Origin of the sequence: Streptomyces griseobrunneus, from assembly GCF_046713465.1 — a bacterium.
Classification (GTDB): domain Bacteria; phylum Actinomycetota; class Actinomycetes; order Streptomycetales; family Streptomycetaceae; genus Streptomyces; species Streptomyces microflavus.
In genome coordinates, this window is the sequence record NZ_CP177080.1 from 3,726,972 (window position 1) to 3,751,996 (window position 25,025).

Annotated in this window: 18 protein-coding genes, 5 tRNA genes and 1 riboswitch; of the genes, 9 read left to right on the forward strand and 14 right to left on the reverse strand. The window is 71.9% G+C overall.

Annotated elements, in window-relative coordinates; translation table 11 throughout:
* The first annotated feature begins 865 nt into the window (after positions 1-865).
* From ACK8N7_RS16985 to ACK8N7_RS17000, 4 genes are all read left to right on the forward strand, one after another.
* On the forward strand, positions 866-2,449 hold the full coding sequence (locus ACK8N7_RS16985) for an NsdA family TPR-like regulatory protein (RefSeq protein WP_500443037.1): 1,584 nt from the start codon (positions 866-868) through the stop codon (positions 2,447-2,449).
* A gap of 118 nt (positions 2,450-2,567) precedes the next feature.
* Positions 2,568-3,824 carry an L-2-hydroxyglutarate dehydrogenase gene (lhgD, locus tag ACK8N7_RS16990; RefSeq protein WP_500443039.1) on the forward strand — a complete coding sequence of 419 codons (1,257 nt, stop codon included), beginning with the start codon at positions 2,568-2,570 and terminating at the stop codon, positions 3,822-3,824.
* Positions 3,817-4,725: a tRNA (guanosine(46)-N7)-methyltransferase TrmB gene (trmB, locus tag ACK8N7_RS16995; protein WP_500443041.1), complete on the forward strand. Its 909-nt coding sequence runs from the start codon at positions 3,817-3,819 to the stop codon at positions 4,723-4,725. Before lhgD ends, trmB begins: the two co-directional genes overlap by 8 nt.
* Positions 4,726-4,829: 104 nt before the next feature.
* Complete coding sequence (locus ACK8N7_RS17000) at positions 4,830-6,422, forward strand: PrsW family intramembrane metalloprotease (RefSeq protein ID WP_500443043.1); 1,593 nt, start codon at positions 4,830-4,832, stop codon at positions 6,420-6,422.
* 20 nt (positions 6,423-6,442) lie between these two features.
* Here the strand turns inward: ACK8N7_RS17000 and ACK8N7_RS17005 are convergent, their stop codons facing one another.
* The 11 genes from ACK8N7_RS17005 to ACK8N7_RS17055 form a co-directional block, all read right to left on the reverse strand.
* Complete coding sequence (locus ACK8N7_RS17005; RefSeq protein ID WP_500443045.1) at positions 6,443-7,387, reverse strand: aldo/keto reductase; 945 nt, start codon at positions 7,385-7,387, stop codon at positions 6,443-6,445.
* 169 nt (positions 7,388-7,556) lie between these two features.
* Positions 7,557-8,600, reverse strand: a complete 1,044-nt coding sequence (locus ACK8N7_RS17010) for a M23 family metallopeptidase (protein WP_500443047.1) — start codon at positions 8,598-8,600, stop codon at positions 7,557-7,559.
* A 12-nt stretch (positions 8,601-8,612) separates the two neighbouring features.
* Positions 8,613-8,764: riboswitch (cyclic di-AMP (ydaO/yuaA leader) on the reverse strand.
* 210 nt (positions 8,765-8,974) lie between these two features.
* Positions 8,975-10,147, reverse strand: a complete 1,173-nt coding sequence (locus tag ACK8N7_RS17015; protein WP_043974643.1) for a PP2C family protein-serine/threonine phosphatase — start codon at positions 10,145-10,147, stop codon at positions 8,975-8,977.
* Between the two features lie 198 nt (positions 10,148-10,345).
* Complete coding sequence (locus ACK8N7_RS17020) at positions 10,346-11,092, reverse strand: MerR family transcriptional regulator (protein ID WP_403218164.1); 747 nt, start codon at positions 11,090-11,092, stop codon at positions 10,346-10,348.
* Between the two features lie 112 nt (positions 11,093-11,204).
* Positions 11,205-11,278: transfer RNA gene (locus tag ACK8N7_RS17025), tRNA-Met, on the reverse strand.
* A 190-nt stretch (positions 11,279-11,468) separates the two neighbouring features.
* Positions 11,469-11,542: transfer RNA gene (locus ACK8N7_RS17030), tRNA-Lys, on the reverse strand.
* Between the two features lie 257 nt (positions 11,543-11,799).
* On the reverse strand, positions 11,800-14,241 hold the full coding sequence (locus ACK8N7_RS17035) for a DEAD/DEAH box helicase (RefSeq protein ID WP_500443049.1): 2,442 nt from the start codon (positions 14,239-14,241) through the stop codon (positions 11,800-11,802).
* Positions 14,242-14,480: 239 nt separating this feature from the next.
* Positions 14,481-15,059: a hypothetical protein gene (locus tag ACK8N7_RS17040; protein WP_403218162.1), complete on the reverse strand. Its 579-nt coding sequence runs from the start codon at positions 15,057-15,059 to the stop codon at positions 14,481-14,483.
* A gap of 161 nt (positions 15,060-15,220) precedes the next feature.
* Positions 15,221-15,595, reverse strand: coding sequence for a fluoride efflux transporter FluC (locus ACK8N7_RS17045; RefSeq protein ID WP_500443051.1), 375 nt, complete (start codon positions 15,593-15,595; stop codon positions 15,221-15,223).
* Positions 15,592-16,065 (reverse strand): FluC/FEX family fluoride channel, encoded by a 474-nt coding sequence (locus ACK8N7_RS17050; RefSeq protein WP_500443053.1) that lies wholly within the window; start codon positions 16,063-16,065, stop codon positions 15,592-15,594. Before ACK8N7_RS17050 ends, ACK8N7_RS17045 begins: the two co-directional genes overlap by 4 nt.
* Positions 16,062-16,412 (reverse strand): metallopeptidase family protein, encoded by a 351-nt coding sequence (locus ACK8N7_RS17055; RefSeq protein WP_015610126.1) that lies wholly within the window; start codon positions 16,410-16,412, stop codon positions 16,062-16,064. The genes ACK8N7_RS17050 and ACK8N7_RS17055 overlap by 4 nt, the downstream gene beginning before the upstream one ends.
* 157 nt (positions 16,413-16,569) lie before the next feature.
* On the opposite strand from ACK8N7_RS17055, the gene ACK8N7_RS17060 reads away from it, so the two are divergent.
* The 4 genes from ACK8N7_RS17060 (at position 16,570) to ACK8N7_RS17075 (ending at position 18,526) form a co-directional block, all read left to right on the forward strand.
* Positions 16,570-18,165, forward strand: a complete 1,596-nt coding sequence (locus ACK8N7_RS17060) for a metallophosphoesterase family protein (protein WP_403218159.1) — start codon at positions 16,570-16,572, stop codon at positions 18,163-18,165.
* 80 nt (positions 18,166-18,245) lie between these two features.
* Positions 18,246-18,318 (forward strand) — tRNA-Glu (locus tag ACK8N7_RS17065).
* A gap of 38 nt (positions 18,319-18,356) precedes the next feature.
* A tRNA-Asp gene (locus ACK8N7_RS17070) sits at positions 18,357-18,431 on the forward strand.
* Positions 18,432-18,452: 21 nt separating this feature from the next.
* A tRNA-Phe gene (locus ACK8N7_RS17075) sits at positions 18,453-18,526 on the forward strand.
* Positions 18,527-18,568: 42 nt separating this feature from the next.
* Here ACK8N7_RS17075 and ACK8N7_RS17080 read toward each other — a convergent pair.
* The 3 genes from ACK8N7_RS17080 to ACK8N7_RS17090 all read right to left on the reverse strand — a co-directional run bounded on the left by ACK8N7_RS17080 (position 18,569) and on the right by ACK8N7_RS17090 (position 20,752).
* Positions 18,569-19,435 (reverse strand): cytochrome c biogenesis CcdA family protein, encoded by an 867-nt coding sequence (locus ACK8N7_RS17080; protein WP_403218158.1) that lies wholly within the window; start codon positions 19,433-19,435, stop codon positions 18,569-18,571.
* The gene (locus ACK8N7_RS17085) at positions 19,432-20,277 is read right to left on the reverse strand and encodes a DsbA family protein (RefSeq protein ID WP_403218157.1); all 846 of its coding nucleotides are present in this window, start codon (positions 20,275-20,277) and stop codon (positions 19,432-19,434) included. The genes ACK8N7_RS17080 and ACK8N7_RS17085 overlap by 4 nt, the downstream gene beginning before the upstream one ends.
* Before the next feature lie 64 nt (positions 20,278-20,341).
* A complete protein-coding gene (locus ACK8N7_RS17090) occupies positions 20,342-20,752 on the reverse strand; it encodes a hypothetical protein (protein WP_403218156.1) in 411 nt (136 codons plus the stop codon).
* A 204-nt stretch (positions 20,753-20,956) separates the two neighbouring features.
* Between ACK8N7_RS17090 and hrpA the strand changes: the two genes are divergently transcribed.
* A complete protein-coding gene (gene hrpA / locus ACK8N7_RS17095) occupies positions 20,957-24,904 on the forward strand; it encodes an ATP-dependent RNA helicase HrpA (RefSeq protein WP_403218155.1) in 3,948 nt (1,315 codons plus the stop codon).
* The last annotated feature ends 121 nt before the right edge of the window (positions 24,905-25,025 follow it).

Here is a 25,025-nt window from a genome sequence, read left to right on the forward strand (position 1 = left end):
GCCTCCACAGGCTGTGGACAAGCGGCGCACTGTACCGAGTCGAATCGCCGCTGCGGGACATGCTGCCACGACAGGGCCGCAGGAGAGGGGGTACGGGCAGCGCACGCCGGAAGAGCATGCGCCCCTGGCAAAGGCCGGGAACCGTCCCGGCCGCAGTCTTCACCGCATCGCCGACAACGGAAGTACCGATTCCGCGAGTTAGGGCGGCACCGTGGGCTTCCCGGCCCCACGCCGAGGCGCGCCGGCCGGGGAAGCGGAGGAGGCGCCACCGCCCTTAAAGAGCGCATGAAATCCGGCCATAGTCGGACCGTTGGCCAGACCGTCACCGGACAGTCGTTATTCAGCCATTCTCATGAGGCTCCGCCGCCCGCGCATACCCGTCCGCGCCCCCGCGGCGGACCCTTCCACGCACAGTCCGGGAGGTGGGCCTCACCTCCCGGACCGGTCCGCCGCCCGCGGGGAATGGAGCGGCGTTATCCCCCAGCCCACTGAGTCCAGTGCAGTGAGCCGACCCACGCGGTACCCAGCCAAGCCCCTCCCCTACGGGCCCGGCCAGAGCGCACGGCCGGGCGCACGGCCACACACCAGGAGCACGCCCCACCCCGGTCCGCGCACCCCCGGAGCGCGGACCCGGCCGCCCGCACGGACAACAATCCCGCCATACGGACGTCCGCCCCTTAACGGTAGGGATGGGGAGAACTACGCTGTGTTTACTGGTGTTCTCAACAGGGGGGCATATTCCTCGGGGCTCGGCCACATGCGTGTGCAGGCGGAGTACGAGGGTTCGAACCTGGGGAGCATCGGTACGAATGCCGCGCGCCGTCCTCGGTGTCGCGGCGGCTGTCTGTGTGTCGAGGGGTGGCGCATGTCCAGGGAGCAACGCGGGCCGAACGAGAAGCTCGGCACGGTTCTCGCCCTCGCGGGAATCAGTAACGCCGGGCTCGCCCGGCGGGTCAACGACCTCGGAGCACAGCGCGGTCTGACACTTCGCTACGACAAGACCTCGGTGGCCCGGTGGGTCGCCAAGGGGATGGTGCCGCAGGGTGCGGCACCCCATCTGATCGCGGCGGCGATCGGGGCCAAGCTCGGCCGGCCGGTCCCGCTGCACGAGATCGGTCTCGCCGACGCGGACCCCGCGCCGGAGGTCGGCCTCGCCTTCCCCCGCGATGTGGGCGAGGCGGTCAGGTCGGCGACCGAGCTGTACCGGCTGGATCTGGCCGGGCGCAGGGGCGGCGGCGGGATCTGGCAATCGCTGGCCGGTTCGTTCGCGGTGAGCGCCTATGCGACCCCCGCGTCCCGCTGGCTGATAACCCCCGCCGATCCGTCGGTCGCCCGCGACCCGACGGCGGCACAGGCGGCGATCCTCGGTGCCCGGGGCGGCGGCCAGGACGGCCCTGGCGCGCCCGGTCCGCGGGGACCGCAGGGCGCGGCGGACGGCCGCGGTGCACACATCCTGCACACACCTCACGGCACGGCGGGCGGCTCCGTTCCCGTACAGCCCGGTCCGGAGTCCGCCGCGGACGCCTCTCCGCTGCGGGTGGGGCACAGCGATGTGATGAAGCTGCGCGAGGCGGCCCAGGACGCCCGGCGCTGGGACTCCAAGTACGGCGGCGGCGACTGGCGTTCCTCCATGGTCCCCGAGTGCTTACGTGTCGACGCGGCACCCCTGCTCCTCGGCTCGTACACCGACGAGGTGGGCCGGGCGCTGTTCGGCGCCTCGGCCGAGCTGACCCGTCTCGCGGGGTGGATGGCGTTCGACACCGGCCAGCAGGAGGCCGCCCAGCGCTACTACATCCAGGCCCTGCGCCTGGCCCGCGCCGCCGCCGACGTACCGCTCGGCGGCTATGTCCTCGCCTCGATGTCCCTCCAGGCGACCTACCGGGGCTTCGCCGACGAGGGCGTCGACCTGGCCCAGGCCGCCGTCGAGCGCAACCGGGGCCTGGCCACCGCCCGCACCATGAGCTTCTTCCGGCTGGTGGAGGCCCGCGCCCACGCCAAGGCCGGCGACGCACCGGCCGCGGGGGCCGCGCTCAAGGGCGCGGAGAGCTGGCTGGAGCGGTCCCGGGCGGGCGACGCCGACCCGTCCTGGCTCGGCTTCTACTCCTACGACCGGTTCGCCGCGGACGCCGCCGAGTGCTACCGCGACCTCAAGGCGCCCCGGCAGGTGAGGCGCTTCACCGAACAGGCGCTCTCCCGGCCGACCGACGAGTTCGTCCGCAGCCACGGACTGCGGCTCGTCGTCTCCGCCGTCGCCGAGCTGGAGTCGGGGAACCTCGACGCGGCCTGCGCGGCGGGCACCCGGGCGGTGGAGGTGGCCGGCCGGATCTCCTCGGCCCGCACCACGGAGTACGTGCGCGACCTGCTCCACCGGCTCGAACCGTACGGGGACGAGCCCCGCGTCGCAGAGCTGCGGGAGCGGGCCCGCCCGCTGCTGGTGACCCAGGTCTGAGCCGCCCCGGCGGGTGCTTTCGGCGCCCGCCGGCCACCGTGTGCGCCACGCCCTGCCCGGATCGGGTTTGAGCCCGTTGTCAGTGGGTCAGTGCACTATCGGGGTGGGAGGTGGCGTGATGATGACGCACGCGGCGTACGACTGCGATGTGCTGGTGATCGGCGGCGGGATCGTCGGTCTGTCGACCGCGTATGCGTTGCAGCGGGCCGCTCCGGGCACCCGGGTGACGGTCCTGGAGAAGGAGCACGGCCCCGCCCGCCACCAGACGGGGCGCAACAGCGGAGTGATCCACAGCGGTATCTACTACCGCCCCGGTTCGCTCAAGGCGCGGTACGCGCTCCGCGGCTCCGCCGAGCTGGCCGACTTCTGCGCCGAGCACGGTATCGCCCACGCCACCACCGGCAAGCTGATCGTCGCCACCGAGCGCTCCGAGCTGCCCCGGCTGCACAGCCTGGTCCAGCGCGGCCGGGAGCACGGACTGCCCGTGCGGGAGCTGGGCCCGGCGCAGATCGCGGAGTACGAGCCCGAGGTCCGGGGTCTCGCGGCGATCCGGGTCGCCACCACGGGCGTCTGCGACTTCACCGCCGTCGCCACCCGCTTCGCGACGGAGGTCGCCGCGGCCGGCGGCGTCGTGCGGTACGGGGCGGAGGTCACCGCGATAGACCGGCGCCCCTGGGGCGTGGCGGTGCGCACGGCGGACGGCCTGGTCGTCCGCGCCCGGACCCTGGTCAACTGCGCGGGGCTGCACTGCGACCGGGTGGCCCGGCTCGCGGGCGACGACCCCGGGGTGCGGATCCTGCCCTTCCGCGGCGAGTACTACGAGCTGGCCCGCCCCGAGCTGGTGCGCGGACTGGTCTACCCGGTGCCGGACCCGGCCTTCCCCTTCCTCGGCGTCCACCTGACCCGGGGGTTCGACGGCTCCGTCCACGTCGGGCCGAACGCGGTCCCCGCCCTGGCCCGCGAGGGGTACGGCTGGCCGGTGGTGCGCCCCGCCGAACTGCTGTCCACACTGAGTTGGCCGGGCACCTGGACGATCGCCCGCAGACACTGGCGGTACGGGGCCGGCGAGGTGCACCGCTCGCTCTCCAGGACCGCCTTCACCCGGGCCGTACAGCGGCTGCTGCCCGCGGTCACCGAGCACGACCTGCGCCCGTCGCCCGCCGGGGTCCGGGCCCAGGCGGTGCTGAAGGACGGCACGCTCGTCGACGACTTCCTGATCCGCGAGGCCCCGCACACCGTGCATGTGCTCAACGCTCCCTCGCCCGCCGCGACGGCGTGCCTGCCGATCGGGCGGGAGGTGGCGCGGCGTGCGCTGCGCCGGGCTCAGGAGACGGGATGGAGGCCGCCCGCCGTAGAATTGGGTCATTGTGTCTGAGCAGCCCTTGAACCCCACCACCGCCGCGGCCTCCGAACCCGGGACGGCCGACGCCACGACGGTCCACGCCTCCGCGACCGGCTCCACCGCCGCCGACGCCACGGCCCCGGCCGGGTCGACCGCCGACGAAGCCGCCGCGCTGCGGGCCGCCTCCTTCGAGCGCGCGCGCCGGCTGCGCCAGGAGCCCCGTTTCCCCGGCGGCCCCGCCGCCGACCCGGCCGGCTCTCACCACGAGCGCCGGATCCGCAGCTTCCAGCCGCGCCGCAGCCGGGTCACCACCGGGCAGCAGGACGCCCTGGAGCGGCTGTGGCCGCAGTGGGGCCTGGACATCGACGGCAGGCGCGTCCTGGACCTGGCCGACCTGTTCGACGGCCTGCCGGTCGTCCTGGAGATCGGTTTCGGCATGGGCGAGGCCACCGCGCAGATGGCGGCCGACGACCCGGGCACCGGCATCCTCGCCGTCGACGTCCACACCCCCGGCCAGGGCAACCTGCTGGGCCTCGCGGACAGGGCGGGCTCGACCAATGTGCGGGTGGCCAACGGCGACGCGGTGATCCTGCTCCGCGAGATGCTGGTCCCCGCCTCGCTCGACGGCCTGCGCGTCTACTTCCCCGACCCGTGGCCCAAGGCCCGGCACCACAAGCGGCGGCTGATCCAGCCCGAGTTCCTGGACCTGGTGGCCCCGGTGCTCAAGCCCGGCGCGATCATCCACTGCGCGACGGACTGGGAGCCGTACGCGGAGCAGATGCTGGAGGTACTGACCGCGCACCCCCGCTTCGAGAACACGGCGGCGGACGGCGGATACGCGCCGCGTCCGGCGTTCCGGCCGCTCACCCGCTTCGAGGGCCAGGGCCTGGACAAGGGCCACGTCGTCCACGACCTGCTGTTCGCCCGCATCTGACGCACAGCCCGTATCTGACGAACCGCCTGTCGCTGCCCGGAAGCGCCGCATCCTGGCCGGATGCACCGTCGCCGGGTGTCAGTGCTCCTCGTTAGGGTCAAGGGGTGTCCGACGGTTCCGTGCAGTACCAGCAGCGGCAGCCGGCGGTCCCGGTCCTCCACGAGCAGCGGCTCGACGAGGTGCTGGGCGCCGTGCCGGAGCGCGGCCGGTGGAGGTACCGGCCGCGCCGCGTCGGCATGGTGTGGCGCAGCAAGGCGTTCCGCGTCGGGGCCGTGACCGTGGCGCTCGCGCTGTGCGGGCTGGTGATCCTCGCCCTCGTCCGCGAACAGACGGGCCCGGAGGGGTTCCTGGTCGGCCTGGGCCTGGCGGTGCTTCCGGTGCCGCTCCTGATGGCCGCCTTCCGCTGGCTCGACCGGGTCGAGCCCGGCCCCTGGCGGAACCTGATCTTCTCCTTCGCCTGGGGCGCGTGCGCCGCCGCGCTCGTCGCGATCATCGCCAACTCGTTCGCGATGCGCTGGATAGCCACCGCCACCGCCGACCCGTCGAGCGCCGACACCCTGGGCGCCACGGTGATCGCCCCGGTCGTGGAGGAGAGCGCCAAGGCCGTCTCCGTACTGCTGATCTTCGTCTTCCGGCGACGGGAGTTCCGGGGCGTGGTCGACGGCATCGTGGTCGCCGGGTTCACCGCCACGGGCTTCGCCTTCACCGAGAACATCCTCTATCTGGGCAACGCCTTCGGTGAGGACCAGATGATGGGCAGTTCCGGGTTCGCCTCGGTGACCGCCGGGACGTTCTTCGTACGGATCGTGATGTCACCGTTCGCGCATCCGCTGTTCACGGTCCTCACCGGCCTCGGCTTCGGCTTCGCGGCCATCAGCGGCCGCCACCACCGGGTCCGCCGGATCGCCCTGCCGCTGCTCGGCCTGCTCCTCTCGATGGGCCTGCACGCCCTGTGGAACGGCTCGTCGGCCTTCGGCCCGTACGGCTTCTACGCGGTGTACGGGATGGTGATGGTCCCGGCGTTCGCGCTGCTGACCTGGCTGGCGGTCTGGTGGCGCCGACGTGAGCTGCGGACGCTCGCCGCCGAACTGCCCGCGTACGCCACGGCAGGCTGGCTGGGCCCGGCCGAGCCACTGGCGCTCGCCTCGATGCGGACCCGGGGCACGGCCCGCGACCTGGCCCGCCACTGGCACGGGCGGCAGGACAGGTCCCGGGGCCGGGCGGCGGCCCGCGCGGTCGCCGAGTACGAGTCGTTCGCGACCTCCCTGGCCGGCCTGCGCCGCCTCGCCCGCCACGACGCGGCGGGCCCGGACTTCGCCGAGCGGGAACGGGAGCTGCTGCACCATCTCTGGCAGCGCCGCCCCATCGCGGGCCCGGCCCTCACCCACGCGGCCCGCATCACCGGCAGCGGCCCGCGCCCACATGCGTACCCCCGCCCCCCGATGCCGTACGGAAACGGACAGGGCCAGGGGCACGGGCACGGGTACGGGTACGGGTACGGCCAGGGATACGGATACGGGCAGAGCCAGGGTTACGGGCAGAGCCAGGGTTACGGGCAGAGCCAGGGCCAAGGAACCGGGTACGGCTACCCGGCCCCGCAGCCCCATGCGTACGGCCAGCAGGGCCAGCACAGTCAGTACGGCCGGCACGGCCAACCCGGCGGCAGCCCCTACAACCCCACCCCGCCTCCCCCGTAAGGCGGTTCAGGCGGGCCGGGTCAGGCCGAGGCCTCCGTGAGCACCGCCAGCTCCGCCTCCGTCAGCTCCAGGTCCGCCACGGCCAGGAGCGCGGGGAGCTGTTCGACCGTGCGGGCGGAGGCGATCGGGGCCGCGACCGTCAGGCGGGCAGCGAGCCAGGCGAGGGCGACCGTGGCGATCTCGGCGTCCCGTTCCGTGGCGACCTTGTCGAGGGCGGCGAGCACCTTGCGGCCCCGCTCCGACTCCAGGTGCTCGCCCGCCTTCGCGGAGCGGGCGCTCTCCACGTTCGTGCCTGGGCGGTACTTGCCGGTGAGGAAGCCGGAGGCCAGCGCGAAGTACGGGACGGCGGCGAGGCCGGCGCGGGCGGCGGTCTCCTGGAGCGGGCCCTCGTAGGTGGCGCGGGAGACCAGGTTGTAGTGCGGCTGGAGCGCGATGTACCGGGCCAGGCCCTCGCGTTCGGAGAAGTCCAGGGAGGCCTGGAGGCGCTCGGGGCTGATGTTGGAGGCGGCGATGTGGCGCACCTTGCCGTCCTTCACCAGCTGGTCGAGGGCGGTGATGATCTCCTCGACCGGGACGGTCTCGTCGTCGAAGTGCGTGTAGTAGAGGTCGATGTGGTCGGTGCCGAGCCGGCGCAGCGACTGCTCGGCCGCACCCTTGATGGTGGCGGCGGAGAGCCCCTTGTAGCCGGGGTGGGCACCGACCTTGGTGGCCACCACGATGTCGGAGCGGTTACCGCGCGAGGCGAGCCACTTGCCGATGACGGTCTCCGACTCGCCGCCCTGGTTGCCCTCGATCCAGGCGGTGTAGGCGTCGGCGGTGTCGATGAAGTTGCCGCCGGCCGCGGCGTACGCGTCCAGGACGGCGAACGACTGCTCCTCGTCGGCCGTCCAACCGAAGACGTTGCCGCCGAGGGAGAGGGGGAAGACCTGGAGGTCGGAGTTGCCGAGGGTGCGCAGAGAAGTCATGTGGGTGTTCAACGGCGCCGGCGGCGCCGGGTATTCCACCGCCTCCACGTACGCCGGGCCCTGCCACCCCCCGCCCCCGGACAGACCGGCAGCCCTGACGTCGGGGGGTGAGCGTCAGGGCTGCCGGGGTTTCGGGGGTGGTGCGTGCGCCCGCGGGGACGCGGGGGGCTCAGACGTTCAGGCCCTTGCTGTTCAGCCAGGCCATCGGGTTCAGGGCCGAGCCGCCCGCGGTGTGGACCTCCAGGTGGAGGTGGACACCGGTGACGTTGCCGGTCGCGCCCATGCGGCCGATGGTCTCGCCGGTGCTGACCTTCTGGCCGACCGAGACGTCGATCGAGGACTGGTGGGCGTACCAGACCTCCGTGCCGTCGTCGAGCTGGAGGACCGTACGGTAGCCGTAGGAACCGGACCAGCCGGCCGACGTGATCGTGCCGCTGTGCACGGCCTTGAGCGGCGAACCGGCCGCCCCGGCGAAGTCCAGGCCGGTGTGCTGGCCGGAGGACCACATGGCGCCGGACTGACCGTAGGTCGAGGTGATCGTGTACGAGGAGGCGGGCAGGGTGTAGCTGGCGCGGAGCTTGGCGAGGCGCTCCTCCTCGGCCTTCTTCTCCGCCGCTTCCTTCGCCGCCTTCTTCTCGGCGGCGATCTTGGCCTTGGCCTTCGCCTCGGCGTCGTCCTGCTGCTTCTTCGCCTCGTCGGCGGCCTTCTCGGCCGCGGCCTTCTCCTCGGCGGCCTTGGCCTCGGCGTCGGCGCTGGCCTGCTGCTGCTCGGCCTGCTGGAGGATCCGGGCGCGCAGGGCCTCGCCCGCGTCGGTGGTGCCCTGCTCGGCCTCGGCGGACGTGATGCCCGCGGAGGTGATCGGTGCGGCGGCGAGCGGCGCGGCCTCGGCGTCCTCGGACATGAAAGCGCCGACGCCGGGGAGGGACTTGGCGTCGGGGAGGTTGTCCGCGATGGAATCGGGAAGAGAGATGGAGACCGGCGGCTTGCTCTGGGCGGTGGCCATGCCACCCGCACCGACGGCCGCTATGACGCCGACCCCGAGGACGGTGGAGCTGCGGGCGAGGCCTCGCTGCTTGGCCACGCGGTGCTTGCCGCGGACGGGACGGATGGACTCCGCGGTGGGGTTCCACTCCTCCCAGGTCCGCTCCGGGCCACCGATACCGTCGGCAGTGAAGGGTGACGGGGCCTCAGGGGCAGGCTTGTTGGACGCCACGTGGGCGCACTCCTTTCCTTCCTTCTCGCCTACCGGGTTAGCTGACGGGTTCGGAGCAGGAAGGTCTCCTACGGGCCCCTCCGCCTCTCACGAGACGCAGGCGTCCGATTCACCCCATGTAGGTGGTTCCCCGGTTCCCTTGCGGGATTCGGCGCTCGCGCACGGCGCCGTCTCTGACGACGGCTGGGACGACCGCGCTGCGTTATCGAACGTTAATAGACAGACGGGCCCGATTCCAAGCTGTTCTTGTTGATCATTAACGGCTCCGACGGGGACTTACCGTCCACAAGCGGCCCGAATCGGACGACTTGACGACCACTCACCCACACCTCTTTTTCTGATGGTGTGTCAAATGTTATGCGGAGTGGTGCTCTTCAGTTACGCACCGTGTCATCGCCCCGGCCCACGATCTTCACCGTCGTCCGCCGCGGCGGCTGTCCCTCCGCCGGCCGGCTCACCGCGAGCAGCGCCATGTCGTCCGTCGACCGGCCCCCGGTGTGCAGCCGTACGTCGTCGGTGAGCGCCGAGAGCAGCTCCTCGGGGCCGGGGAAGATCCGGCCGCGCAGCCGGGCCGCCGGGTCGTAGAAGGCCCCGTTCGCGTCCCGCGCCTCGGAGAGGCCGTCCGTGAAGGCGAGCAGCGTCGAACCGGCGGGCAGCTCCCACTCGTCGGAGCGATCGGGCCACACCCCGAGGTCCATCCCCAGCGGCATCGCGGGCACGCTGGGCGCGAGGACCTCCAGGGCCCCGTCCGCGTGCAGCAGGATGGGCTCCGGGTGACCGCGGTTGACCAGCCGCAGCGAGGCCGAACCGGGCGGGATCTCGGCCAGTACGGCGGTGATGAACCCCTCCATGGCGTCCAGCCCGTACCGCCGCGTCCCCTCCCGTGCGAGCGCCCGCTCCAGCCGCTGGGCCACGCCCTCCAGGGACCGCTCCTGCTCGGCGGCCTCCCGGAACGCCCCGATGATCACGGCCACCGCCTCCACGGCGTCCAGCCCCTTGCCGCGCACGTCACCGACGACCAGGCGTACGCCGTACGGGGTGTCCGCCACCGCGAACAGGTCCCCGCCGACGAACTCGTCCGCCTGCGCCGCCTCGTACCGCGCGGCCACTTGCAGCCCGCCGATCCGCTCCGCCGGGGTCGGCAGCACGGCCCGCATGGCGGTCTCCGCGATGACCCGCGCCGAGGCCAGCTGCTCGTTGCTGCGGCGCACGACCCCGTTGATGACGAGGGCCAGGGCCGCGGCGGTGAGCACGGTGATCATCTCGATGACCGGGACGACCTGGGTGGACGTGCCGTCGGAGAGCCGCATCGCGATGACCGAGAGGACGGCGGCCACGCCCGTACGGACCGTACTGGCCAGCGAGAAGAAGGGCGCGGCGATCAGCGGCGCGGCCACGAACAGGGGCACGGCGGTGAAGTTGGGCGGGGCGAGCGAGTCGAAGAGGAGCCCGCCGCCGATCAGCAGCACCGGAAGCAGCCGGACGAACCGCCGGGTACCGGCGCTCCGGGCCACCACCGGCTTCCCCCGGCCCGTGGAGCCGGACATGCCGCGCCCCGGGACGCCGAAGCTCCCCGTCACGCGTCCGCGCCCCTTCTCCGCCATCCCCACCTTGTGTACTCCTGCCCGGTCCGGCCACGGCTGCGGACGGTACCGCGCCCCGTCCAGGCTTCCCGGAGCCGCGCCGTGCGGCGACTCGTCATCGGCCAAATAGGGGGAAGCGGCCGGGAACGCCGCTCCCCGCGGTCAGTCGGTGAGCCGTTGTTCCGCGTAGATCGTCAGTGCATCCCGTACGAAGGCGGCGGTGCCGTCCCCGTAGCGATCGTAGTTCTTTCCGAAGCGCGGATCGGCGACATACATCTCACCGAGCCCGATCACGTACGACCGGCTCGGCGCCTTGGACGACGACAGCCACGCGCAGTGCCGCCGAGCGATGTCCTGCGCCTGCTCACTGTCCGCACCGAGCCCGGCCTCCCTGGCCCGCCCCCAGTCACGCGCGATGGCTTCGTGCTCGTCCAGGAACGCCTTCTTCCCGGCCTCCCCCAGCGAACGCCACCACCGGTCGCCCTCCTCGTACGTTTCGCGGCCCCAGCGCTCGGTCACCTCCCGCTCGTGGGCGGTGTGGTCGAAACCGTCGAACACTTCGTCGGCCATGAGTTCCATCCCCTCCTCGGTCTTGTGGAGAGTGGTCCGCACCGAGGCGATCTGCCGCCCGATGCGCGCCTGTTCCTGTTCGAGCAGCCGCAGATGCGCCCGCAACGCCACCGCCGTGTCCCGCTGCCCCTCCAGTACGCCCTTGATGGCGGGCAGCGACAGCCCCAGCTCCCGCAGCAGCAGGATGCGCTGCAGCCGGACGAGGGCGTCCTGGTCGTAGTAGCGGTAGCCGTTGCTCCCGACCCGGCTCGGCGCCAGGAGACCGAGGTCCCCGTAGTGCCGGAGCGTGCGGCTCGTGGTGCCGGCCTTTCTGGCGATTTCCTGGATGGACCACTCCATGCCGGAAACGCTAGATCTTTACGTTGCGTCAAGGTCAAGCCCGAACATCCGTGCCGGCCCCAGGAAACGACTCGGGCCCGGCACGCTGTGCGTGCCGGGCCCGGGCCTTCAGTAGCGGGGACAGGATTTGAACCTGCGACCTCTGGGTTATGAGCCCAGCGAGCTACCGAGCTGCTCCACCCCGCGTCGGTAAACACAACTCTACGCCATCGGAGCGGCAGGTCCGACCACTTTTCCCACGGCCCGCGCCGGGCCTGGACCGGACTCGGGGTGAGCGGCGCCTGAGCCCAGGAACGTCGAAGCGCCTTCGTCCGGCCTGGGCCGGACGAAGGCGCTCGTTCACGGGTCACGGGCTTGCACCCGGCCCCGCTCCGGGTAGGCCGTGTGGGACTCGAACCCACAACCAACGGATTAAAAGTCCGCTGCTCTGACCAATTGAGCTAACGGCCCCGGTCACATCACCCACGAGCATAGCCCGCCCGGTCCCGGCAGCCGATCCGGTATCGGTGTCGGGCCCTGTCGCGCCCCCCATAGCGTCCCTTTCGCGGCGAGATGCGGCCTTGGTGGGGGTCGCGGCACCCCGGGAGGCGGGGCCTCCCGGGAACAGCAACAGGGCCCGTACGTCACCGAGTCGGTTCGGTGGCGTACGGGCCCTGCCGGTCTGTCAGGCGGACGTGCTCAGCTGCTTGTCAGCGGCTGGGCGGTGGTCAGCCGTTGCGCTTCCAGCGCGGCTTGTCGTCGCGGCGGCCGAAGGAACCGGTGTTGGTGCCGGTGTTGGCGCCGGTGTTGGCGCCGCGGTGCTCGTCACGACGGCCGGTCGGGCGGTCGGTGCCACCCGAGCGGAAGCCGCCCGCGGGGCGGTCGTCACGACGGTCACGGTTGAACGGGCGGTCGCTGCCGCCGGAGCGGAAGCCACCGGAGCCACCCGAGGGGCGCTCGTCACGGCGGTCACGGTTGAACGCCGGACGGTCGTTGTCACGACGCTCGAACGGACGGCCACCACGGTCGTCCCGACGGTCGCTGCTGCCACCGGAGCGGAAACCACCCGAGGGGCGGTCGCTGCCGCCGGAGCGGAAGCCACCCGAGCCACCCGAGGGGCGCTCGTCACGGCGGTCACGGTTGAACGCCGGACGGTCGTTGTCACGACGCTCGAACGGACGGCCACCACGGTCGTCCCGACGGTCGCTGCTGCCGCCGGAGCGGAAGCCACCGGAGCCACCCGAGGGGCGCTCGTCACGGCGGTCACGGTTGAACGCCGGACGGTCGTTGTCACGACGCTCGAACGGACGGCCACCACGGTCGTCCCGACGGTCGCTGCTGCCACCGGAGCGGAAACCACCGGACGGGCGGTCGTCACGGCGGTCGTTGCCGCCGCGGTAGCCGCCACGGTCGCCACCGCGGTTGTCGCGGCGCTCGTAGTTGCCCCGCTCGTCGCGGCGCTGCTCGTCACGGGCGGCCGGCTGCTCCGGCACGGACACGGCTGCCACGAGGGCGGCCTCGGCCTCGGCGGCCACCTCGGCCACCGCCGCCTCCGGGTCGTCGCCCCGCTCGCGCGCGGCACGGGCGACCAGGCGGTCGGCCTCCTCGCGGAGCTCGACGGCGCGGCGCTGGACGCGCTCCAGCTGCTTCGTCAGGTCGGCGGCCTCGCGCTCGGCCTGCTTGGCGGCGTTGTTCGCGGAGTCGGCCTGGACCTCGGTGAGCGAACGGGCGCCGGTGATCTCGGCGACCTCCGGCTCGAAGACGCCCGCGCCCTGGACGATGTGGCGCGAGGCGTCGACGCCCGCGTCCTCCATCAGGCGGAAGATCTGGCGGCGCTGGTGCGGGAGCGCCAGCGAGACGACCACACCGGACTTGCCGGCGCGGGCGGTACGGCCCGAGCGGTGCAGGTAGTCCTTGTGGTCACCGGCCGGGTCCACGTTCAGGACCAGGTCGATGCCGTCCACGTGGATACCGCGGGCGGCCACGTCGGTCGCGACGAGCGCGTTGACGTAACCCTTCTTGAAGTCCTCCAGGACCCGCGTACGGGCGCCCTGGGTCATGCCGCCGTGCAGCGCGTCGGCCTTCACGCCGGACTCGATGAGCTGCTCGGCGATGCGGTCGGCGCCCAGCTGGGTGCGGACGAAGATGATCGTGCGGCCCTTGCGGGCGGCGATCGCGGCCGTGACCGGCGCCTTGTCCTTCGGCTTCACGACGAGGACGTGGTGCGACATGGTCGTGACGTTGCCCTGGGCGCTGTCGACCTCGTGCGTCACCGGGTTGGAGAGGTAACGCTTGACCAGCGTGCCGATCTCGTTCTCCATGGTGGCGGAGAAGAGCATCCGCTGACCGCCACCGGGGATCTGGTCGAGCAGCTCGGTGACCTCGGGCAGGAAGCCCAGGTCGGACATCTGGTCGGCCTCGTCGAGGACGGCGACCTGGACGTTCGCCAGGGAGCAGGCGCCCCGGTTGATGATGTCGCGCAGCCGGCCCGGGGTGGCGACGAGGACGTCGACACCGCGCTCCAGCGCGTAGATCTGGTTGCCCATCGACGTACCGCCGCAGACGACCTTCATCTTGAGGCCGAGCACGTCGCCGTAAGGCTGCAGCGCGTCCGCGACCTGCATCGCGAGCTCACGGGTCGGGGTGAGGATGATGCCGCGCGGCTTCTTCTTCTCGGTGGAGCCACCGGAGAGCGTGGCCAGCAGCGGCAGGCCGAAGGAGAGCGTCTTGCCGGAGCCCGTACGGCCTCGGCCGAGGATGTCCTTGCCGGCCAGGGCGTCCGGGATGGTCGCCGCCTGGATCGGGAAGGGGGCGGTCACACCGTTCTGCGCGAGCTTGCGGACGATGCCGTCGGGCAGGCCCAGCGAGCCGAAGGTGACGGTGGGCTCGGCGTCGATCTCGGCGTCGATCTCGGCGTCGGCCTCGGGGGCCGTGTCGGTCTCGTCGGCCGCGTCGGTCTCAAGAACCTCGACGGTCTCGGTCTTGGTGGAGACCTCGGCCGGCTGGTCCGCGATGAAGTCGGCGACGGACTTCTCGGCGGCCTTCTCGGCCACCGGAGCCTGGTCGGCCACCGGAGCCTGCTCGGCTGCGGCGGTGGCGCCGGCCGGGGCCTCGGTCACAGCGGCCTCGATGAGCTCGGTGAGCTCGGCGTTGTCGATGTTCTCGGGCATGACGGTGTGGTCAGAACTGGAAATTGACATGCGAAATGCGAAACCTTCCGGAGTCTCGGCACGCGCCCGTAACTCCGTGATTCGCAATTTCGACCGCCTCAATGCGGTCCAGCCACGGCAAGGGAGAGTACGCGCCACACGGCGCTCTTCTGTGTCGGCGCCGGGCAATGGGATCAAGCGATCTACCACCATACGCACTCTCACCCACATTGCGCAACCCGGCCTCTCCGAGCGCCCCGCTACACCGGCCCCACCTGCGGTGATGCCTCCGGAGTCCGCAACGGCCGGCTCTCCTCCGCACCGCCCATCGCCTGTGTCCGCAGCTGCGCGGCGGGCGACGCGGAGGGGGGTGGTTCGGAGGGTTCGGTGGGCTCCGGCTCGGGGTCCGGACCCGGGTCGGGGGTGGGCGGCGGAGTCGGCGGTTCCGGCACGACCGGCGGCGGCTCCCCCGGGCCCGGCGTGGACGGCGTCGGGGCCGGCGGATGACCGGGGCGCGAGGGCTGCGGGGCGCCGGGTTCGGGGCGCGGGCCCTTCGGTGTGGCCGACGGCACAGCGCCGGACGCCTCCGGGCTCGGCCGGCCCCCGGGGTTCTTCCGGTCGGAGTCCGAGTGAGGGTGGGCGTCGCCGCCCCGGTGCCCGGCCCCGCCGGATCCGGAGACCGTCTCACCGTTCGGCTCGACGGCCTGGCCCTTCGGGTCGGAGGAGCGCGAGGGCCCCGGCCTGGCGCCGTCGTCGCCGACGCTCATACAGCCGGTGGACGCGGCGATCGTCAGCGCGGTGACGGCTGCCCAACGGACAGGGACGGACGAGTGGCGCACGGGTGGCACCTCCGGGGCGAGGGGGCGGGGCGGAGAGCGGAACGAGCCGTACGGCGCCTTCCTCACGGAGCACGCCGTACGCGGTGGTGTCGTGCCGTGCCCAACTCCCCGGACCCCGCCGGAGACACGCCCGAAACGCCGCCCGCCCCGGCGGGAACCCCCTACCCCCCGAACCCGCCCGCCAGTTCCGCCCCCAGGAACACCGCCCCCAGCCCCGTCAGCAGCGACGCCACCACGTTGGCCGCGGCGAGGAAGGCCCGGCCCGTCTCGGCCAGGCGCAGGGTCTCGTAGGAGAACGTCGAATACGTCGTCAGCGCCCCGCACAGCCCCGTCGCCAGCAGGGCGTGCACCGGGGAGGAGACCGCGGCCCCGGTCAGGATCCCGAGCAGCAGGCTGCCCGCCGCGTTGGCCGTGAAGGTGCCCCAGGGGAAGACGTACGCGACGCCGGGCCCCTGACGCGTCTGCACCGCCCGGTCCGTCAGATAGCGCAGGGGCGCGCCGACCGCCCCGCCGATCACCACCAGCAGCCAGTTCACGCCGCACGCTCCCCGTCACGTACGTCAGGCACGCCCCGGTCCAGCAGCCGCCGCGTCACCACCGCCCCGGCCCAGACGGCCGCCAGCGCCGCCACGACCGTCGCCGCCATGTACGCGAGGGCCACCGCGAGCTCCTGACGCACCAGCAGGCCCGAGACATCGGCCGCGTACGTCGAGAAGGTCGTGAACCCGCCGAGGACGCCGACCCCCAGGAAGGGGCGGACCATCGGGTGGGTCACGCGGCCCCGCTCGACGGTCAGCACCATCAGGACGCCGATGAGGGCGCAGCCGCTCACGTTGACCGCGAACACCGTCCACGGGAAGCCGCCCCCGGCGGCCGGCCACAGCACCAGGGCCCCGTACCGCGCGAGTGCGCCGAGCGCGCCGCCCGCCGCGACCGCGCCCAGCACCCGCGCCTGCGGGGCGGCGGGCGGTCCGGGCGGCGGGAGGACCGGCGACGCGTCGCTCACCCGTAACCCAGGGCGTGCAGCCGCTCGTCGTCGATGCCGAAGTGGTGGGCGATCTCGTGCACCACGGTGATCTCGGTCTCGGCCACGACGTCCTCGTGGGTCTCGCACATCCGCAGGGTCGGGCCCCGGTAGATGGTGATCCGGTCCGGCAGCACCCCGGCGTACCACTCACCGCGGTCGGTGAGCGGAGTGCCCTCGTAGAGCCCGAGCAGGTCGGGGTCGCCGGGCTCCGGTTCGTCCTCGACGAAGACCGCCACGTTGTCCATCAGCCGCATCAGCTCCGGCGGAATCCGGTCCAGAGCCTGGCTCACCAGCTCCTCGAACTGCTCCCGCGTCATCTCCAGCACCCCGCCATTGTCACGTACGGGGGCCCGCCGCGGGCAGGTGGCGGCCGCTCCTGATCCACTCCGCGGGCCGGACCTGATCCCCCGCGCGGGCGGGACCTGATCCACTCCGCGCCCGCCGCCCCGCATGGGCGGGGCCGTACCGGGGCATACGGGCCCAATGGTCCGCGTCCCGTTCCGTGCCGCAGCCGACCGCGTCCGGCACCGCCTCACCCGGTTCACCCGCCCGAAGTCCGCCGCCCGCACCACCGCTCTTACCCCCGGCGACCTGACGGGCTCCGCCCCGAAGCCGTACGTCCGGGCCCTCTCCATGCTCGCCGTCGTCGTGATCGGGGCCTGGCTCGGACTGCTCGCCGTGGGGTCCATCCGTACGCCGGTCGGCCCCATGGACACCAACATGACCCTGCGCCCGTCCCTCACCGGCGGCAGCAAGATCAACGTGTCCCCGCTCGGCGCCCTGGAGCTGGACTCGCACATCGCCCCGCTCCGCCTCGACGTGGACGTGGACCGCCTCGACCCGGTGCGCTCCCAGGCCCTGGTGGACCAGCCGGAACGGTTCTCCGGCCTCCAGGACGAGGTCACCCGGGATGTCGCCGCCGGCACCCGGGAGCTGGCCGTGCGCTCCTGCGTCGCCGTGATCTCCGGGGCGACCGCGCTCGGCCTCGTCGTCTACCGCCGCCCGCGCCGCGCCCTGGCCGCCGGCGGGCTCGCCCTGACCCTGCTGGCCGCATCGGGCGTCAGCGCGTACGCCACCTGGAACCCGAAGTCCGTCCTGGAGCCCAAGTTCTCCGGGCTGCTATCCAGCGCCCCGTCCCTCGTCGGCGACGCCCGCTCGATCGTCACCGAGTTCGACATCTACCAGCAGGAACTGGCCCGCCTGGTCACCAACGTCACCCGGCTGTACGACGCCACCTCCACGCTCCCCGTCTACCAGCCGGACCCCGGGACCATCCGCGCCCTGCACGTCTCCGACATCCACCTGAACCCGGCGGCCTGGCACATCATCGCCTCGCTCGTCGAGCAGTACGAGATCGACGTGATCATCGACTCCGGCGACACGATGGACCACGGCTCAGCCGCCGAGAACGGCTTCCTCGACCCGATCCGCGACCTCGGGGCGCCGTACGTCTGGGTGCGCGGCAACCACGACTCGATGGTCACGCAGGCCTACCTGGAGAAGTTCCGGAACGTACGCGTCCTGGACGACGGCCGGACCGTGGACGTGGCCGGGCTGCGGATCGCCGGCACCGGAGACGCCCAGTTCACCCCCGACCGCACCAAACCCGTCGGAGGCAGGGCGGCCGCCGAGCTGGAGGGGATGCGCCTCGCGACCTCCCTCCGTGACCAGGAGCAGGCCGGCACCCCGGTCGACATCGCGGTCGCCCACGACCCGAACACCGCCCGGCAGACCGACGGCACGGTTCCGCTGGTCCTCGCGGGCCACCTCCACAACCGGATCAACGAAAAGCTGAAGGGCGGTACGCGGCTGAAGGTGGAGGGCTCCACGGGCGGCGGCGGACTGCGCGCGGTGCAGAACGACAAGCCCGAGAAGGTGCGCGCCTCGGTGCTCTACCTGGACCGCTCGACCCGCCGCCTCCAGGCCTGGGACGAGATCACGCTCGGCGGCCTCGGGCTGACGACCGCCGAGGTCAGCCGCCATCTTCCGGAGGAGAACCTGAAGAAGGACGCCCCCTCCTCCCCGGCCCCCACGCCCTCCCCGACACGCTCTCCGGCCCGGCCGACGCCCTCGCCGTAAACCGTTTTGGCGATAGCTCCACCCATCCCATATGCTTCTCACGTCCCCGACGCGCTGCAAAGCGAACAGGCGGGCCAATAGCCCTCATCGTCTAGTGGCCCAGGACGCCGCCCTTTCAAGGCGGTAGCACGGGTTCGAATCCCGTTGGGGGCACGTTTCACCGTGTGCGAGACTTGTTTCGCACATTGCTTGGTCCTGTGGAGCAGTTTGGAGTGCTCGCCACCCTGTCAAGGTGGAGGCCGCGGGTTCAAATCCCGTCAGGACCGCTGCAGCCCCAGCGGCTGCGTGGCTGGGTAGCTCAGTTGGTACGAGCGATCGCCTGAAAAGCGATAGGTCGCCGGTTCGATCCCGGCCCCAGCCACCTCTCGAAGGCCCCGTCCTCTGGACGGGGCCTTCGCCGTTCTCACACCTTCTCGGTCTCCTTCTCCGCCGGCTCCTCCTGCGGCCGGCCCGCGCGTCGCCGCCAGGCCCGTACGCCGAGAACCCCCAGCACCACAAGCACCACGGCCCCCAGCAGCACCGCGTCCGGCACCCGTTCGCCCACCTTCTGCGCCCACTGCTCGACCGCGAACGAGGCGTCGACCCCCAGCAGTCCCGGCAGCGCGGTCGTCCCGTCGTAGACGAGGAAGAGCGCGCCGAGCCCGACGAAGAACAGGCCCGAGAGCAGTGACGTGGTGTGCAGCTCGAACCGGCCGAGCCGGACGGTCCTGCCCCGCAGCCAGGTGCGGCGGCCGAGGTCGAACCGCTCCCAGAGCAGGGCGAGCACGAAGAGCGGTACGGCCATCCCGAGCGCGTAGACCGCCAGCAGCAGCCCCCCGTAGACCGGGCTGCCGCTGACCGCCGCCACGGTCAGGACGCTGCCGAGGATCGGGCCCGCGCAGAAGCCCGCGAGTCCGTAGACCGCGCCCAGGGCGTAGACGGAGAACGCGGTGGTGGGGCGGATGCGGCCGCTGAGGGCGGCGATGCGCCGGGAGGCGAAGCCGAGGCCGACGATCTGGGCGACGCCGAGCACGATGATCAGCCAGCCCGCGCCCGTCACCAGGGCGTCGCGGTGGCCGTAGAAGAGCCTGCCCGCGTACGAACCGGCGGCGCCGAGCGGGACGAGGGTGGTGGCGAGCCCGGCGTAGAAGATGCCGGTCCGGGCCAGCAGGCGCGAGGTGGAGTCGATGGAGTACGCGAAGAAGGCCGGGAGCAGCAGCGCGCTGCACGGGCTGACCAGGGCGAGCAGCCCGCCGAGGAAGGCCGCGAAGTAGCCGATGTCCGGCGTCACTTGGCGGAGTCCCCGGCGCCTTCGGACGCGTCGCTGCCTGCCTTGCCGGTGGTCTTCGCCTGCTCCGCCGCCGTCTCGATGGCCTGCGTGAACGTCTCCTTCGGCTGCGCCCCCGCGATCGGGCGGCCGTTGATCAGGAACGACGGGGTGGACGTGGCGCCGATCCCGTACCCCTGCTCCTGGTCCTTCGCGACGGCGGCGCGGGCGTCGGGGCCGTCCAGGTCCTTCATGAACCGGGCCAGGTCCTTGACCCCGGCCTCCTGTGCGAGGGCCTTGATCCGGTCCTTGCCGAACCCCTTCTCCTTCACCCCTTCGGCGTAGGCGGCCGCGTGGAACTCCCAGAAGCGGTCCTGCTGCCCGGCGGCCCAGGCCGCTCGGGCGGCGTTCTCGGACTCCTCGCCGAAGATCGGGAAGTTGCGCCACTCGATGCGCAGCGTCCCGTCCTCGACGTACTCCTCGATCAGTTCGGGCTCGGTGTCCCGGGCGAACTTCCCGCAGTAGCCGCACTTGAAGTCGGCGTACTCGATCAGGACGACGGGGGCGTCGGCCCGGCCGACCGCCAGCTTGTCGCCCGCGTCGCGGCGGGCCAGCTTCGTGAGCTCGGGGTAGACGCCCGCCTGCGGATCGGCGGAGACCTCGGCGGCCGGGGTGGTGGAGGTGTTGGCGGTGGAGCCGCCGGGGGCGGTGGCTTTGTAGGAGGCGAAGCCGAGGAGAGCGGCGGCGGCGACGATCACCGCGCCGTAGACGAGGGGCTTACGGGAGGAGGACTTCGTGCTCCCGGACGCGGACGGGGACTTCTTGGGCAGGGGCTTCTTGGGCAGGGGCTTCTTGGGCGTGGGCATGCGGCACTCCGTGCTGGTGGTGCGGAAGGAAAGGGAAAGGTGCGGGTCGGGCGGTTTGCCCGGCCTACACCCGCAGCACGGAGAGCTCTACGGGGGTCGGTGTGGCGGGGACCGGGGCCCGGACCCGTATCCCCGGCGGCGGCTCGGCCGGCAGGGCGCCCGTCGCGGCGGGCAGCCCCCACGGGGCGAGGCCGGGGGCCTGGTCGTGCGCGGCGCGGGCCCGGGTCGGGACGGCGGGCTCGCTGTCGTGGTCGCCGGGCTCCCGGCAGCCGGGGACCGGGGTGCCGGCGTCGAGGGCCTCCATGACGGGGGCCTGGGCGGCCTCCGCGGCCGTCGCCGCTCCCCTGACAGTGACCGCGGCAGCCTCAGGGGGCGACGCGTCGGCATAGGAAGAAGCCGCGCCCAGCGGCCCGCACAGCAGCCCCATCACGATCGCGAGCAGCGCCGTCAGGCAGCACCACTGCGTACGGGACACGGGACGGGCCTTTCTCGCGCTGGGGCCGGGCTGAGCGTTCGACTGCCCGAAATGGTACGCGCCGTGACCACGCCCGCCGCATCGGTCACCGGCTCGTACGCGCGCCGCCGCATCGGTCACCTGCCACGCGCGCTGCCCGCGTGACGCAGTCCGCGCGAAATGAGGTCGCCACTCCTCGGGCCCGGGTGAGATCCTGGGATCCGTATGTCTACTTCCTTTGCCGATCTCCAGTCCCAGCTCGGACAGCTCTCGCTCCGTGACGCGAACCGGCTCGGCCGGCGCCTCGAAGGAGCGCGCCGCATCCGCAAGCCCGAGGCCCGCCAGTCCGTGCTGGACGAGATCGCGGCCGAGGCGGGCAAGGCGGCCGAACGGCTCGCGGTGCGCGCGGCCCGGCTGCCGGCCCTGTCGTACCCGGAAGAGCTGCCGGTCAGCCAGAAGAAGGACGAGATCCTGGAGGCGATACGCGACCACCAGGTCGTGATCGTCGCCGGTGAGACCGGGTCCGGGAAGACCACGCAGATCCCCAAGATCTGTATGGAGCTGGGGCGCGGGGTCCGGGGCATGATCGGGCACACCCAGCCCCGCCGGATCGCCGCGCGCACGGTCGCGGAGCGCGTCGCGGACGAGCTGAAGACGCCGCTGGGCGAGACCGTCGGCTGGAAGGTCCGCTTCACCGACCAGGTGAACCCGGAGTCGACGTATCTGAAGCTGATGACGGACGGCATCCTGCTCGCCGAGATCCAGACGGACCGCGAGCTGCTGGCGTACGACACGATCATCATCGACGAGGCCCACGAGCGGTCCCTCAACATCGACTTCCTGCTCGGCTATCTGGCCCGGCTGCTGCCCAAGCGCCCGGACCTGAAGGTCGTCATCACCTCGGCGACCATCGACCCGGAGCGGTTCGCGCGCCACTTCGGCAAGGCGCCGATCGTGGAGGTCAGCGGGCGTACGTATCCGGTGGAGGTCCGCTACCGCCCGCTGCTCGAAGACGACAGCGAGGACTCCGACCGCGACCAGATCACCGCGATCTGCGACGCCGTCGACGAGCTGAGCCACGAGGCGCCGGGTGACGTCCTGGTCTTCCTCTCCGGCGAGCGCGAGATCCGGGACACGGCGGACGCGCTGAACAAGCGCAACCTCAGACATACCGAGGTGCTCCCCCTCTACGCGCGCCTCTCGCACGCCGAGCAGCACCGCGTGTTCCAGCGCCACACGGGACGCCGCATCGTGCTGGCGACGAACGTCGCCGAGACCTCGCTGACCGTCCCCGGCATCAAGTACGTGATCGACCCGGGCAACGCCCGTATCTCCCGCTACAGCCACCGCACCAAGGTCCAGCGGCTGCCCATCGAGCGGATCTCGCAGGCCAGCGCCAACCAGCGCAAGGGCCGCTGCGGCCGTACGTCGGACGGCATCTGCATCCGGCTGTTCTCCGAGGACGACTTCCTCACCCGGCCGGAGTTCACCGATCCGGAGATCCTGCGGACCAACCTGGCCTCCGTCATCCTCCAGATGACCGCCGCCGGACTCGGCGAGATCGAGAAGTTCCCGTTCATCGACCCGCCGGACCACCGCAACATCCGTGACGGCGTGCAGCTCCTCCAGGAGCTGGGGGCGCTGGAGCAGGGCGAGAAGTCCGCCGGGGAGGGGAAGAAGGGGCAGCGGCTCACCCCGCTCGGCCGCAAGCTCTCCCAGCTGCCCGTCGACCCGCGCCTGGCCCGCATGGTCATCGAGGCCGACAAGAACGGCTGCGCCCGCGAGGTCATGGTCATCGCCGCCGCGCTCTCCATCCAGGACCCGCGCGAGCGGCCCGCGGAGAAACAGACGCAGGCCGACCAGCAGCACGCCCGGTTCAAGGACGAGACGTCCGACTTCCTGGCATACCTCAACCTCTGGCGCTATGTCCGGGAGCAGCAGAAGGAGCGTGGCTCGTCCTCGTTCCGCCGGATGTGCAAGCAGGAGTATCTGAACTTCCTGCGCATCCGCGAATGGCAGGACATCTACGCGCAGCTGCGTACGGTCGCGAAGCAGATGGGCATCGCCGTCGAGGAGCCCAAGGGCGAGGAGTCCATCCCGGAGCAGGCGGTGCACACCTCGCTGCTGTCCGGGCTGCTGTCGCACATCGGTCTGAAGGACACCGAGAAGAACGAGTACGTGGGCGCGCGCAACGCCAAGTTCGCGGTCTTCCCCGGGTCGGCGCTCTTCAAGAAGCAGCCGCGGTTCGTGATGTCGGCGGAGCTGGTGGAGACCTCCCGGCTCTGGGCGCGGGTCAACGCCAGGGTCGAGCCCGAGTGGATCGAGCCGCTGGCGCAGCACCTGCTGAAGCACACCTACAGCGAGCCGCACTGGGAGAAGGACCAGGCCGCGGTGATGGCGTACGAGCGGGTCACGCTCTATGGCGTGCCGATCATCGCCCAGCGCAAGGTCAATTTCGGCCGTATCGACCAGGAGGCCTCGCGGGACCTGTTCATCCGCAACGCCCTGGTCGAGGGCGACTGGCGCACCCACCACCAGTTCTTCCACGACAACCGCAAACTCCTCGGCGAGGTCGAGGAGTTGGAGCACCGCGCCCGGCGGCGCGACATCCTCGTGGACGACGAGACGCTCTTCGACTTCTACGACCAGCGGATTCCGGAGCACATCGTCTCCGGGGCGCACTTCGACTCGTGGTGGAAGGACAAGAAGCGCGAGGAGCCGGACGCGCTCGACTTCGAGCGCTCCATGCTGATCAACGAGAAGGCCGGGGCCGTCACCAAGGACGACTACCCGGACTCCTGGCGGCAGGGGAAGCTCAAGTTCAAGGTGACGTACCAGTTCGAGCCCGGTGCGGACGCGGACGGTGTGACCGTCCACATCCCGCTCCAGGTGCTCAACCAGGTCACCTCGGAGGGCTTCGACTGGCAGATCCCGGGGCTGCGCGAGGAGGTCGTCACCGAGCTGATCCGCTCGCTGCCGAAGCCGATCCGCCGGCACTACGTCCCCGCGCCGAACTACGCGGACAAGTTCCTCGACCGGGCGGTCCCGCTGCAGGAGCCGCTGCCGTTCACCCTGGCGCGGGAGCTCCAGCGGATGGTCGGCGTGCCGGTCACGGCGGACGACTTCGACCTCTCCCGGGTCCCGGACCACCTGAAGATCACGTTCCGGATCGTCGACGAGCGGCGGCGCAAGGTCGCCGAGGACAAGGACCTGGAGGCGCTCAAGCTCCAGCTGCGCCCGAAGGCACGCCAGGCGCTCTCCAAGGCCGCTGCGGCGACCGCGGGGCCCTCCGGCGAGTCCATCGAGCGCTCGGGCCTCACGGACTGGACGATCGGCTCGCTGAACAAGGTCTTCGAGACCCGGCGGGCCGGGCAGCCGGTCAAGGCGTATCCGGCCCTCGTGGACATGGGCGAGACGGTGGCCGTAAGGCTCTTCGACACCGAGGCCGAGCAGCAGCAGGCCATGTGGCGCGGGACCCGGCGGCTGATCATGCTGAACATCCCGGTCAACCCCGCGAAGTTCGCCTCCGACCGGCTCTCCAACCAGCAGAAGCTGGCCCTCTCCCGCAATCCGCACGGCTCGGTCCAGGTCCTCTTCGAGGACTGCGCCACCGCCGCCGCCGACCGGCTGATCGCCGCGCACGGCGGCCCGGCGTGGGACGAGAAGGCGTTCCGGACGCTGTACGACAAGGTGCGCGCCGATCTGGTGGACCTGACCGTCCGCACGATCGACCAGGTGCAGCAGATCCTGGCCGCCTGGCAGGCCTGCGAGCGGCGGCTGAAGTCGACCAACAGCCTGACGCTGGTGGCCAACGTCACCGACGTACGAGAGCAGCTGGCCAGACTCGTACCGTCCGGTTTCGTTACGGCCACCGGACTGCGCCGGCTGCCCGACCTGATGCGGTACCTCGTCGCGGCCGACCGGCGGCTCCAGCAGATGCCGACGGCCGTCCAGCGGGACACCACGCGGATGGCGAAGGTCCACGAGATGCAGGACGAGTACGCGTGGCTGCTCGAACAGCTCCCGCAGGGACGGCCGGTGGGACAGGAGGTGCTCGACGTCCGCTGGATGATCGAGGAGCTGCGGGTCAGCTACTTCGCACACGCGCTGGGCACCGCCTTCCCGGTCTCCGACAAGCGGATCGTGAAGGCGATCGACGCCCTCGCGCCCTGACCCGGGGGCCTGCGGGAGGCCTGTGCGGCGGTGACGGTGTCACCACCAGGAGTGAAGTCGACCTGGGCCTCCCACCTCCTGTACAGTCTGGTTTCGCAGCCAGCCGCAAGGCAGCAGCGAA